The following is a 12,981-nucleotide window of genomic DNA, read 5'->3' as shown; positions in this document are numbered from 1 at the left end:
GCTCCCTTGTTTTAAATATGTAGTAGAGGTGTATGAATATGACGTGGACTCAGGTATATAATCCGTTAGATAATATTTGGCTTTCTGCACTAATTGCACTCATCCCCATTATCTTTTTCTTTATTGCTTTAACTCTTTTGAAATTAAAAGGACACATTGCTGCCGGTATTACGGTGCTTCTTTCTATGATTATTGCTATTTATTTTTATGATATGCCTGCCTCAATGGTCTTAGGAGCCACAGGCTATGGGTTTCTGTATGCACTTTGGCCCATCAGCTATATTATTATCGGAGCGGTGTTCTTATACAAGCTAACTGTCAAAAGTGGACAGTTTACTACCATCAGACAATCTATTATTTCAATAACCGATGACCCCCGCTTGCAAATGCTGCTTGTTGCTTTTTCTTTTAATGCTTTTTTAGAAGGTGCAGCGGGATTTGGAGCTCCAATTGCCATTACAGCAGCGCTTCTAGTTGGACTTGGCTTCAAACCGTTAAAAGCAGCGGCGCTATGTTTAATTGCTAATACAGCTTCAGGAGCGTTTGGCGCCATGGGGATTCCTGTCATTGTCGCAGGACAAGTATCTGGCATAAATCCAAAAGAAATTGCTCATTTTCTTGGTACGCAGCTTCCGATTATTTCTTTTCTTATCCCTTTTTTACTTATCTTTATTATGGATGGGATAAAAGGATTAAAAGACGTATGGAAAGCAACGAGCATCACAGCCATTTCCTATGCACTGACACAGTATTTAACTGTTACATACATCGGCCCTGAACTTCCAAATATCACATCTTCTATTGTGAGTTTGCTTGCTCTTGCTTTTTATATTAAACGAACAAGCCCGGCAGCAGCTAAAAGCTTCAGCCTGTCACCAAAACAGATTTTAAAGGCTTGGTCTCCTTTTATTCTATTAACGATACTCGTTACGGCTTGGAGCATTTCTTTTGTCAAAACGATGCTTGAACATATGAACCTGCTTATTAACGTCCCATTTTTACACAATCACGTAATTAAAGCAGCGCCTTTAGTAAAAGATCCTACGCCTTACGCTGCTGTCTTAAAAATAGACGTATTTGCAGCAACAGGCACAGCAATTCTTATTGCTTGTATCCTTTCAGTTTTCTTGCTTAACGTATCGCCAAAAGTGGCATGGACCACTCTTTTAGAAACCGTAAAAGAATTATCAAGACCTATTATTACTATTATGATGGTCATTGCTTTTGCTTTTATTTCAAATTATTCAGGACAGTCTTCTACACTTGGATTAGCGCTCGCTACATCAGCTGCTTATTTTCCATTTTTATCTCCATTTCTTGGCTGGATCGGCGTATTTCTAACGGGGTCTGTCGTATCAAATAATGCGCTGTTCGGCAACTTGCAGCTAACTACAGCTCAGCAAATTAATGTTTTGCCAATTATTCTTGTAGCGGCCAATACTGCCGGCGGAGTGATGGCTAAAATGCTTTCTCCTCAATCAATTGCCGTCGCTGCCGGAGCAGTGGGACTGGCTGGAAAAGAAAGTGAACTGTTCAAATACACGCTCAAATACAGCATGGGATTTTTGATACTAGGGGGATTTGTTACCTTTTTGTTAGCTTGGTGGTTATGATAAAAAACTGCTAAAAATCCTGTTATTACCTTGTTTCTTTCATTTAAACAAACGTTTGATTATATAAAAAGGTCCCCAGTTAGCGCTGGGGACCTTTTTATTCTGAAATAAGTAAACCTATATTGCCAAATTGTTTTCCTTTATCTAATCGTTCGCAAGCTGCAACTGCCTCTGACAACGGATAGAATCGATCGACGATTGGTTTAATTTGATGTTTCTCTATAAAATCCATCATGTCCACAAATTCTTCCTGACTTCCCATAGACGTGCCAAGTATATTGAATTGAGGATAAAAAATAGTTCTTAGAGGCAATTCAACTTCATTTCCAGAACTCGCCCCAAAATTAACAATTCTTCCATTTGGCTTTAATATTTCAAAATAAGTAGGAAATAAAGCTGCCCCCACACTATCAAGTATGATATCTACTTTTCTATTGTTGATTTCTTCTTTTAGACTGTTTCCGCTATCTAACGCATAATCCGCTCCATGCTTTAGAGCTTGCTTTCTTTTTTCATCACTTCTAGAAGTGACTGTTACGTTAGCTCCGATAGCTTTTGCGAATAACAATCCATAGGTCGCGACTCCGCTTCCTATACCGGGAATAAGGAGGTGCTCTCCTTTTTTTAACTGCCCTTTTGTAAATAGAGCTCTATAGGCAGTTAAAGCGGATAATGAAAGAACCCCCGCCTGTTTCCAAGATAGATAAGATGGCTTTTGCACAACATTATCCGCTTTTATGATTACATACTCTGCAAATGTTCCATTCGATGGACCACCTAAAATTTTAGGTGTAAACGGAATGTCCTCTACACGATCCCACTCCAGACTTGGATTAATGATCACTTCTATTCCAGTTTTTAAACCTTTTACGCCTTCTCCCACTTCTTCTATAATACCTGCACCGTCTGAACCGGGAATAAACGGCTTATCTCCTTTACCTCGATTTTTCATAACGAACAAGTCTCTCCGGTTTAAACCTGCTGTTTTTAACCTTATTTTTATTTCTCCTCTTTGAGGTTGCATCTCCTGAAGATCTCTGTAATTCATGCCTGCTATTCCACTTTTTTCACTATGTATAATGCCTTTCATCATTTCGCCTCCTCTTAATCTACCCTACTAAAAAGCTGAAAATGGTAAAAGAAATATGCCTAAAAAAGGAAAAAAAACAGTTTTCACATTCACTTTTTCACCGTTTTATCTTTATTTTTCTGTATCGTAAAGGTATTAAGCTTCTTTTATTACAGTTTTGTTACAAACAATATTTTTGTAACAAAAAGATTAAAAAGTAGAAAGAAACGCCTGAAAACGTTGATAAATCAACATTTAACTGGTAATTCCCTTACTATATCTATTTTAGAAACTAGTAAAAAACTAAAAAAATTTAAGAAAAAAAAGACAAAACACTTTCTTTTGTTACAGATTTATTGTAATATAAATGTAACAAAAGAAATATAAAACACATAATTGTTACATAAATAAGGTTAATTAATTAGGAGTGAGTTAGAAATGAAAAAAATTGGACTAGTTTTATCATCAATCGCTATTTTCTTTACACTAAGCACTGGAGTTACAGCACAAACAACATCTACAACACTAACGGATGCAAATGCTGTCAAAATTGCAGCTAGTGCCAGCAATCATTTCTGGAGTGCTCTGCACGGTTATAAAAACAAACCATGTACAGAACGTACATTTGAATATAAAGGAACTGAGTACGTGTATCTTTGCCCTGAATTTGATACAAAAGCTGAGCTATCAAGCTACTTATCTGAGACATTTACAAATAGTGCAGTAGAAAAAGGATTAACAAATTACGGCTATATCACATATAACGGCAAACTTGCACATCCAATCGGCGACGGATTCAGCATGTTAGAGTGGTCAAAAGCAAAAACAAAGCTTGTGTATCAAACAGCAACAGTTCGCTCTTATGAATTCACAGTTCCAACTGTAGATGGCGGCAGCGTAAAACGCACTGTCACATTCTATAAATCTAATTCTCAGTGGAAAGTAAATAAATTTGACGCTGTTCAATAATAAAAAAAGCAGGCCTGCTTGAGCAGACCTGCTTTTTTCTTTTTTATCGATAACATAAATAAAACTTCTACTTACAGCGCTCTAATAGCTGTAAATAGAAGTTGAGATCACAAGTTTAAGTAAATCAAATTTTGTCGAATCCTGTAGAAACAGTGATAAGTTACGTTTTATATTACAGGCTAAATTGCTTATTGTCAACATAATTCAGCAAAAAGATAGGGCAATATATTCAGAGCATAATAAAGACATTAACTTGGATTTTGTTCATGTTCCTCTGGGTTATCATGTACAGGATGCGCGCCTGGAAATAATCTTTGCGCTTTTTCATGAAGATTTTTGTTTTCATAATTAAATGCGCTATACGTTCGCTGCCCTTCTTCCCATGAAGTAGATTTCCCAAGTTTTTGATTAACAGGAGAGCCGAAAGGACCGTCTGGAAATTCTTCAGCGGTTATATACTCGTGGCTTTTTTCTACTGTAGAGAAATCATCATACGGTTTGTGTTCTTTCAATGATTTCACCCCTTCTTTCTAGAAGATTTTCTACTAGTATGCACACTTCTTTGTAAAAAACCCTCTTAAATTAGTCTAAATCAGGGTATGATAACTATACATTTATTTTTTAAAGGAGTTGAACAGCTTGGAACCTAGACCTCAGAAAGGAACTTTTTTCCGAGAAAAAATCTTAAATAATAAATTTGTTGTATATACAATTATTATTTTTATTCTCAGCATGACTATTTTTTCGTTATCAAAAATCGGTTTTATTTTAATTCCTATCTCTATTTTTATTAAAACAATCGCACTGCCGATTATCTTAGCAGGAATTTGCTTTTATTTATTTAATCCGCTTGTTGACTTTTTAGAACGAAAAGGTGTAAAACGAATTATTTCCATTCTTGTTTTATACATAGTGATTATCGGCGCATTAGCCATTATTATTTCATCGGTTATTCCGCCTCTAAAAAATCAAGTTGACCGTCTTATTGATAATATCCCAGAGCTGACGCATGACGTTCAGCATGCGGTGACGAATCTTTCAAATAACCGATATGTCGAGCAGGGTCTTCAGTCGGCCAACACGGACCTAGACAAGCTTTCAAAAGATGCTTCCAAACACTTGAGTAAATATGTTTCTGGATTTTCAAGCGGTATCGTTAATTTTGTCGGAACCATCACAGAAATAATATTATCGGTTGCCGTTTTACCCTTTATTCTTTTTTACTTGTTGAAAGATGGAAAAAATCTTCCTAATTACATTGTGAAGCTGCTTCCAAATCGTTCTCGTTCTGAGGCTAAGTTTATTTTAGCCGATATGAATCATGCACTAAGCGCATATATTCGCGGGCAAATTTTCGTTGCAATTTGTATAGGTGTACTGCTTTTCATTGGCTATCTGATTATTGGATTAGACTATGCATTACTTTTAGCGATTATAGCCATGGTAACCAATGTTGTGCCTTACCTTGGTCCTATTATCGCCATCATACCAGCAATTATTATTGCGTTTATTACCTCTCCTTTCATGCTTGTAAAACTAGCCATTGTCTGGGCAGTTGTTCAATTGCTTGAAGGTAAAGTAATATCTCCGCAAATTATGGGAAGAAGCCTAGACATTCACCCGATTACAGTCATTTTTGTCATTCTAACCGCCGGAAACTTATTCGGAATCATCGGTATTATTTTAGCCGTCCCTGGATATGCCGTTTTAAAAGTTATTATTACGCATATTTATCAATTCATCCGTTTGAATTCTACTATGTATCCAGATAAAAAAGCATAATAAAAAGCCCATCGATTTTCGATGGGCTTAACTTTTTACTTTTGTTCTTCTTCATCTTCACGATCAAACCAAAGGAGCTCTTGATCATCTTCATCTCCATTATAGTTGATGAGAATTTCTTCTCCTGCTTGGATATCCGTATATGCATAAAAATCAAAGGTATGATTGTCAAAATTAATTTCATACGTAGCATTGGGTGTATACGAGTGATTAAACAGCATACCGTATCCCAAAAGAATAGCCGTATGATTCACTCCATATTCAAAAGCATAATCCGCTAGTGTTGTTTTCTCAATAAAATCATGCTCTTTATTAGGATAAGCGATAACAGGAGCTTCGTGAATAAGCGTTCCTTTTTTAATATCTTGCTTAGCAAATACACCTCTATTAAATTCTCCGTCGCTTATCGCAGACACTTTTATTTCGATCATATTCGTCACCTATATATTCTTTCCTCTAAGATTTTTTTCTTCCTTAAGCTTGACAGTTTCTAATGGGGAAATCAACTGTTTTTCATAACCACTTGAATATAAGCTGAAGGAGCGCTTATCATGCACACTTGTGTAAGCACTTACCTTGTTAGAAACATGCAATTTGATTTTATTTTAGACATGGAAAAGCAATGACCTTGCGCATAGCGCTTTTTTGAGCCATTCAACATGTGAAGAATCGTTTTTCTCTGTGATATAATCGTTTATGCTGTTTTTTTATGTTAATCTATCACTCTTACTACCAAATTTATCTCATGTTAGAAAGAAGGTTTTAAATGAACTTAAATCATGACAAAGATGGTGTAACGTATGCAGTCCTTTCTTATCTTATGTGGGGGCTTACGCCAATTTATTGGAAGCTGGTTCACCACGTAGCACCAGGGGAGCTTTTAGCTCAGCGCGTTTTTTGGTCTTTTATTTTTATGCTTATTCTTTTATTGATAACAAAGAAATGGCGTACATACATTACGTTTGTAAAAGAAATAATGAAAAAACCATCCTTATTCTGGTCCCTTTTTACTGCGTCTGTACTTATTAGTGCAAATTGGGGCATTTTTATGTGGGCTGTCATTGATGGAAAAATAGTAGAAGCGAGCCTTGGACAATATATTAATCCCCTAACAAGTGTTTTATTAGGTGTTATTGTCTTAAAAGAGAGATTAAGCGGAGCTCAAATTTTTGCATTTATACTAGCAGGGATCGGCGTATTAACACTCAGTCTTCATTATGGTGTTGTTCCTTGGATTTCGCTTAGTTTAGCTCTTACTTTCGGATTATATGGTTTGGCAAAGAAAAAGATTAAAGCTGATTCGACAATCGGATTAACCCTTGAAACGATGGTCATCTCCCCTATTTCATTAGCATACATAGGCTACCTCACGTTTCAATCACACTTGCAGTTTTTTGATTCTTTTTCAACAAGTCTTTTATTAATGGGAAGTGGAATGGTCACAGCTCTACCACTCTTATTATTCACAAAAAGTGCTAAAAAAGTATCATTATCAATGCATGGTATTCTTCAATATATTTCACCAACCTTATCTCTGCTAGCAGGAGTAATTCTATACCATGAATCGCTAACAAAAGCTCATGTTATTGCTTTTAGTTTTATTTGGTTAGCTCTTATTGTTTATACGTTTTCATCTATTACTAAATGGGGGAACAAAAAACACATAAAAAATAAGATGGAAGCCTAACAGAAGCATACATTTTCTTACGTATTATTTCTAAACAAATTGGGCTGAAAGGAGCGATACTCATGAAACAAATCATTGACGCTCATATTCACCTCGATCAATATGAACCGAAAAGCTGGAAGGACATAATAGAGAAGGATCCTTCGTTACAAGCGCTTATTTCTGTATCTTCCACATTACAGTCTTGCCAACTTAATCAAAAAATCAGCCAATTGTATTCCTGTGTGAAACCCGCCTACGGATTTCATCCTGAACAAATACTGCCTTCTTCAAATGAATTAGCGGAGCTGTTTGCCTGGATTGATCAAAACAATGAAGAAATGATAGCTGTTGGTGAGGTTGGTCTACCTTATTACTTAAATCAGACCTATACTCTTTCTCTAGAGCCCTATTTGGAGCTGCTTGAAGCTTTTATTATTCATTCAAAAAAGTGGGGAAAACCGTTAATTCTTCACGCTGTATATGAAGACGCTGAAATTGTGTGTGACTTACTAGAAAAACATTCCGTGTCTAAAGCTCACTTCCACTGGTTCAAAGGAGCTAAAAAAACCGTTGAACGAATGAAAAACAACGGTTACTATATTTCAGTTACACCTGATATTGTATATAAGCCTAAAATCCAAGCGCTTGCCATGGAATACCCTCTTGACTACTTGATGGTCGAAACAGATGGTCCGTGGCCATTTGAAGGACCTTTTCAAAACCAGACAACGGTTCCATCAATGATACATCAGTCCGTTGAGGAAATAGCACGTCTCAAAGGAGTTTCTGGAACGGAAGCATATGATTTTTTATATCAAAATACGTCTTGTTTTTATAATCTCTCCACATAAAAGGCCTTTCCCTAAGGAAAGGCCTTTTATATCTAAATTCGTTTCACAAGTTTTACGATTAGCACAATCACTGCAATGACAAGAAGAATGTGAATGATGCCGCCGCCAATATGAAAAACTAATCCTAATAACCAAAAAATAAATAAAAGTCCAATAATCGTCCACAACATAATTTTTTCTCCTTTTTTATATGTAGTATTTGTTATAATTCTATATTTCCCTAAATGTGCATAAATAAACGCATTTCATATACATCTTTTCACTAAGGAAGGTTCACATAATGTACAAAAAGTACTCATGTTCTCTGTGGTAAAATAAGTATGTAATCTTATTTCATTTAAACTATAGCGGAGATGATTAACTATGACGTGGATTGTATTACTTTCCATCATTCTTGTAAGTGCACTCAAAATATTAGTAACGTGTCTTCCAACTCCAGTGGTCAAATGGCTTATGACTAAATTTCAATTACACCCAACACTTGATGATCAAAACGTTACTGTCACAGTTGATGGGAAACATTTAGAAGGCAAAGACAAAATGCAAGTGATTGATTATTTTAATAAAGCAACATTTTTAAAACAATATTATGTCCATGAAGGAAATAAGGACTATTATAAACACCTAGAAGACAGTGAAACTCCACTGGTTATCGATACGAAAAAAGGAAAAAAAGATGTTCGATTATGCGTATACAGTTATGATGATCATGTCGATGTCGTAAAACAGTATAAAAAGAAAATTATTGCTTACAGCCTGCTGTCTGATCACCTTCAAAAGCAGTCCATAACAGCTGACCTAGCTTAAACCAGTCGCCTATAAGGCGGCTTTTTTAGTTTTAGGTTGAAGCTATCTTATTTAAAAATTCCAAACTTTAACATTAATTCTAATGCTATAATATAAATTAATAGAATTTTCTAACTTTTAAGGGGTGATGGATAATGCTTTCTTTGTTAGGGTTTGGAATGATTGCGACTTTTCTATTTCTCGTCATTAGTAGACGCTTGTCCGTGGTTGTTGCTTTTATTTTTGTCGCTATCCTCTTTGGTGTAATTGGAGGTTTTAGTGCTGATATGGGCGATATGATGATGAATGGTATTTTAAAAGTAGCTCCTACGGCCATTATGATTGTTTTTGCTATTTTATATTTTGGACTAATGATTGACGTCGGTTTATTTGATCCTATGATTTCTCGTATCCTAAACATTGTGAAAGGCGATCCTTTAAAAGTCGTAATGGCAACTGCCATTATTACAATGCTTGTTGGCCTAGATGGAGACGGCTCTTCTACATTTTTAATTACAGTTTCCGCCTTGCTTCCTTTGTACACAAAACTGGGAATGAACCGACTAATACTGGCTTGTGTTATTAGTTTAAGCGCAGGTGTTATGAATATGATTCCTTGGGGAGGTCCTCTCGTAAGAGCCGCAGCAAGTTTACAATTAGAAGTATCAGATCTATTTAACCCTCTGATTCCAGCTATGGCAGCGGGATTGATGTGGACTTTATTTTCAGCATATCTACTCGGAAAAAGAGAGAAAGCGCGCTTAGGAACCATTCATTTAAAAGGTTCATCAATGGCTTTTGCTGAACAGCTTTCAGTTCATGAGACCCCTGGGAAGCCACCTAGACTCTTTTGGTTTAATGCCTTATTGACACTGTGCTTAATGATTCTCTTGGTCGTAGACATACTTCCTATTCCTATTTTATTTGCTATTGCTTTTGCCATTTCTTTATTTGTTAATTTTCCTCATCCAAAAGAACAGCAGGAAAGAATCTTAAGTCATGCAAACAGCTTTGTAATGGTTAGTACATTGGTTTTTGCAGCCGGAATTTTTACAGGCGTTTTTACAGAAACAAAAATGATGGATGCCATGGCTAATACCATTGTCAGCCTTACTCCTGAATGGCTAGGCTCCCACCTTCCCTTAGTTGTAGCAATAACGAGCCTTCCTCTTAGCTTTGTGTTTTCACCTGATGCTTATTACTTTGGCATTTTGCCTGTTATTAGCCATACAGCAGCTAATTTTGGTGTAGACCCTGTAGAAATAGGACGAGCAGCTTTATTGGGACATTCCACAACTGGGTTTCCTCTATCCCCTTTAGTGCCTGCTACTTTCATTCTGATTGGGCTGGTTGAAATAGATTTCGGCGAGCATCAAAAGTTTCTTTTTAAATGGGCCTTTGGGACAACTATTATCATGACGATTACAGCCATTTTAACGAATGCTATTTCCCCTTAGACTCCTACCATAAAAAAGGAAGCCGACTACCATAAGGCAATCGGCTCACACATGTAGGATATTGATTTAACACTAACAAAGTACAACACAACACTAGTAATTATATAATATATTTCATTATTTTGAAAGCGATTTCATATATATTTTTAAAAATATTTTGTTATTTGTTTTTCATAGAAAAAAACCACGTTTCAGCCAATTCAAAACGTGGTTCTTTTCTGTAAGGACTTGCCCTACAGGCTATAAATGTAAGTACGTTCATTATAGCATGAGCTCTTATTTAGATTCCATGGTAATTACTGTATAATATCGTTACATTACGACCGGTTGTATTTTTCTGTCCATGTGCAGCGTATTCCATGGCTCATCCTGTTCAGCTAGCCTTTCGATAAAACCTTGTGAAGTCCAGAATGGGATAGCCCCCGGTAAAAAAGGATGAGTATGCAGATACAACGTGTCATAAAAATGATTTTGAGCGAATTGTTCCACTGCCTTGAACAGCTGCTGTCCAATGCCTAGACGCCGGTATGCTGGATCGACATAGCATTTTACAATCTCGGCTGCAGTTTTATGTTCATATCGCTTTTTTAATGCATGAAACCTTCCATCGTAAGCGTATAAACCAATTGTTCCAATTACTTGTTGATTTTCCGTGACAGCTGAAAAAAAAGCAGCGCCTTTCGCTTGAGCATAATGTTCATTAAAATGAAGCAAATCCACAGGAAGCTGATTTTTTTCCAGCATAGGAAATAGCTCATTCCGCATATTCATGACAAACTGAATCACTTCAGCATCCTTTTCTTTTATTTCTTTAATTTGATACATTTGTACTTCTTGCACGTTTACTGTCACATCCTTTTATCTATCATTGTATACTTTCTCTTTTCCCTATAGGAACAGCAATATTGACTATGGCGTTACCTCTAAATGCTGAGTCAGCATATAATACTCGCTTGGATTTGTTGTCCAGTTTTTCACTTTTTGATTATAAGCAACAACAATGTTTGGATGTACAATCGATGACGTCAGCATTTTCCCATTAATCAAAGCGGTTGCTTGCTTAGCTAACTGATCTCGCTTTGCGTCATCTACGGTTGAATTTAACTGCTCAATCATTTTTGTTAGCTTATCATCATTAATCCGGCTGGCATTTAAACCACCGCCCGGCAAATAGTTCGTACTTAAATAATAGCTTGCATCTCCTCTAGGTGCAGTGATAAGGCTGTACAATGCTAAATCCCAATCGTCTTTTGCCATTAAATATTCATCGCTGTCCTCAACGAGATGAATCTTAATATTAATTCCTAACTCTTTCGCATTAGACTGTATAAGCTGAGCAATCAAAGGAAGTTCTGGCAACGAGCTGTATGTGACCAAAGAGAGCGATAATGGCTTTCCATTTTTGATTGCTTTTCCATTTTTGATTTGATAGCCTGCTTTCTCTAAATATTTTTTAGCAGATGCGATACCTCTTTGCTCATTAGCAGTATTATCAGCAAAAGGAAATTGGGGTAAAAATGGACCTCGAGCCGCTGCCGCTTGATTGTTCATTATGCTGCTGACAATTTCTTTTCGGTTCAATAAGGCATCGATAGCTTTTCTTACATTTTCGTCTTTTAATGCGTCATTGGTTTGATTATAAAGTAATAAATGAGTACGCACACTAGGTACTCCACTTACCTTAAAAGACGGATCTGTTTGTAAAGTGCCCAAACTTTCTAAAGGCGGGCGATAAATAATATCGGCTGTTCCAGATTGAAGAGCAGCAACTCGCGCATTAGCATCTTCGTTAAATGCAAAGGTCGCGTTTTTCAATTTTACTTTTCCATTCCAATAATCCTCATATCTTTCTAATTTCACTTGATTTCCTTGATCAAAAGACAAGACGTGAAATGGACCCGTGCCAATGGGCTTCTTAGCTATATGAGAAGCATTAACGTCTATAATGGCTGTGTTTGGATGCACTAATTCAGAAGGGAATTTAGGTATTGGCTCTTTTAACGTAATTGTCAGTATATGACCGTTCGCTTTCATTTCTTTGATTTTTAAAGCGTTTCTCATCGCATAGCTTTGGTCTATTGCTCTTTGAAGAGAAGACTTCACGGCATTTGCATCCAGCACTTTGCCATTTTGAAACGTGATGTTCTTTCTTATCGTAAATGTCCATGTAAGGCCGTTATCTTTTGTTTTCCACTTTTCAGCAAGCCAAGGCTTTATCTTTAAATCGTCGCTGATTTTGATAAGCGTCTCCCCCACTCCTGCACGAACTGCCGTGTAATCATCATCGGTATGGGGATCAAGGGTTGCAGGTGTGAAATTAAATAAAAATGTAACGCTTTCATCCGTTTTCTTTCTTTCTTTTATACTCATACTCTCTTCATGAGGCGCGCAAGCAGTAAGACCAAGTAAAACAAGAAGCAGTATAGATACGAGTTTTTTATTATTTATCATTCATTTTTCCACCTTCTATTTTAATACACAAAAAAAGCACTTCTAAAAAGAAGTGCTTGTCTTCACAACAAATCTAGATAAACGTATCCCTTGTTTATCGTATTTTTGATTCTGCCAAAACACCTCCCTATCCTCGTAGGTTATTGTGTGCTGCGATTTATGGCAGGTCTCCTGGCTTCAAGTCACTGCCTTATACCGCCTTCCCGTCTCTAAATAGACAGTGGCTTTTTGACATAAGGCTCCTTGTTACAGTGGCGGGACCGCTCCGGATTTGCACCGGATTCCCTTTTAAGGCAATTGAAAAACAATTACCACCATAAAAGCTTGTTATTTA

13 protein-coding genes and 1 riboswitch are annotated in these 12,981 nt (G+C 36.5%); of the genes, 7 read left to right on the top strand and 6 right to left on the bottom strand.

Annotated features, from left to right (window positions below):
* Window positions 1-32 precede the first annotated feature (32 nt).
* A complete protein-coding gene (locus LIS78_RS02675) occupies window positions 33-1,613 on the top strand; it encodes a lactate permease LctP family transporter (protein ID WP_252284606.1) in 1,581 nt (526 codons plus the stop codon).
* 97 nt (window positions 1,614-1,710) lie between these two features.
* Here the strand turns inward: LIS78_RS02675 and LIS78_RS02670 are convergent, their stop codons facing one another.
* Window positions 1,711-2,703 (bottom strand): zinc-binding dehydrogenase, encoded by a 993-nt coding sequence (locus tag LIS78_RS02670; RefSeq protein ID WP_252284605.1) that lies wholly within the window; start codon window positions 2,701-2,703, stop codon window positions 1,711-1,713.
* Window positions 2,704-3,120: 417 nt separating this feature from the next.
* Between LIS78_RS02670 and LIS78_RS02665 the strand changes: the two genes are divergently transcribed.
* A complete protein-coding gene (locus LIS78_RS02665) occupies window positions 3,121-3,651 on the top strand; it encodes a DL-endopeptidase inhibitor IseA (protein ID WP_013055250.1) in 531 nt (176 codons plus the stop codon).
* Window positions 3,652-3,899: 248 nt separating this feature from the next.
* Here the strand turns inward: LIS78_RS02665 and LIS78_RS02660 are convergent, their stop codons facing one another.
* Entirely contained in the window at window positions 3,900-4,163 is a 264-nt protein-coding gene (locus LIS78_RS02660) for a hypothetical protein (RefSeq protein WP_013055249.1), read from the bottom strand.
* A 127-nt stretch (window positions 4,164-4,290) separates the two neighbouring features.
* On the opposite strand from LIS78_RS02660, the gene LIS78_RS02655 reads away from it, so the two are divergent.
* On the top strand, window positions 4,291-5,433 hold the full coding sequence (locus tag LIS78_RS02655; RefSeq protein WP_013055248.1) for an AI-2E family transporter: 1,143 nt from the start codon (window positions 4,291-4,293) through the stop codon (window positions 5,431-5,433).
* A gap of 35 nt (window positions 5,434-5,468) precedes the next feature.
* Here LIS78_RS02655 and LIS78_RS02650 read toward each other — a convergent pair whose 3' ends face one another.
* The gene (locus tag LIS78_RS02650) at window positions 5,469-5,864 is read right to left on the bottom strand and encodes an SET domain-containing protein (protein WP_013055247.1); all 396 of its coding nucleotides are present in this window, start codon (window positions 5,862-5,864) and stop codon (window positions 5,469-5,471) included.
* A gap of 335 nt (window positions 5,865-6,199) precedes the next feature.
* On the opposite strand from LIS78_RS02650, the gene rarD reads away from it, so the two are divergent.
* Both rarD and LIS78_RS02640 read left to right on the top strand, forming a co-directional pair.
* Window positions 6,200-7,120: an EamA family transporter RarD gene (gene rarD / locus LIS78_RS02645; RefSeq protein WP_252284604.1), complete on the top strand. Its 921-nt coding sequence runs from the start codon at window positions 6,200-6,202 to the stop codon at window positions 7,118-7,120.
* A 62-nt stretch (window positions 7,121-7,182) separates the two neighbouring features.
* Window positions 7,183-7,953 (top strand): TatD family hydrolase, encoded by a 771-nt coding sequence (locus LIS78_RS02640; protein WP_013055245.1) that lies wholly within the window; start codon window positions 7,183-7,185, stop codon window positions 7,951-7,953.
* Between the two features lie 32 nt (window positions 7,954-7,985).
* Here LIS78_RS02640 and LIS78_RS02635 read toward each other — a convergent pair whose 3' ends face one another.
* A complete protein-coding gene (locus LIS78_RS02635; RefSeq protein ID WP_013055244.1) occupies window positions 7,986-8,123 on the bottom strand; it encodes a lmo0937 family membrane protein in 138 nt (45 codons plus the stop codon).
* Between the two features lie 193 nt (window positions 8,124-8,316).
* Here LIS78_RS02635 and LIS78_RS02630 point away from each other — a divergent pair, with 193 nt between their 5' ends.
* Window positions 8,317-8,760 carry a YfmQ family protein gene (locus tag LIS78_RS02630; RefSeq protein ID WP_013055243.1) on the top strand — a complete coding sequence of 148 codons (444 nt, stop codon included), beginning with the start codon at window positions 8,317-8,319 and terminating at the stop codon, window positions 8,758-8,760.
* A 134-nt stretch (window positions 8,761-8,894) separates the two neighbouring features.
* Window positions 8,895-10,196, top strand: a complete 1,302-nt coding sequence (locus LIS78_RS02625) for a CitMHS family transporter (protein WP_252284603.1) — start codon at window positions 8,895-8,897, stop codon at window positions 10,194-10,196.
* A gap of 312 nt (window positions 10,197-10,508) precedes the next feature.
* On the opposite strand, the gene LIS78_RS02620 is transcribed toward LIS78_RS02625, so the two are convergent.
* Together LIS78_RS02620 and nikA are read right to left on the bottom strand one after the other, a co-directional pair.
* A complete protein-coding gene (locus tag LIS78_RS02620) occupies window positions 10,509-11,036 on the bottom strand; it encodes a GNAT family N-acetyltransferase (protein WP_195781294.1) in 528 nt (175 codons plus the stop codon).
* A gap of 69 nt (window positions 11,037-11,105) precedes the next feature.
* Window positions 11,106-12,647: a nickel ABC transporter substrate-binding protein gene (nikA, locus tag LIS78_RS02615; RefSeq protein ID WP_195781295.1), complete on the bottom strand. Its 1,542-nt coding sequence runs from the start codon at window positions 12,645-12,647 to the stop codon at window positions 11,106-11,108.
* Window positions 12,648-12,791: 144 nt separating this feature from the next.
* Window positions 12,792-12,981: riboswitch (cobalamin riboswitch) on the bottom strand.

It is taken from the genome of Priestia megaterium, assembly GCF_023824195.1.
Taxonomy (GTDB): domain Bacteria; phylum Bacillota; class Bacilli; order Bacillales; family Bacillaceae_H; genus Priestia; species Priestia megaterium_D.
The sequence above is the reverse complement of the archived record's forward strand: the minus strand, read 5'-3'. Positions and strand labels throughout refer to the sequence as shown.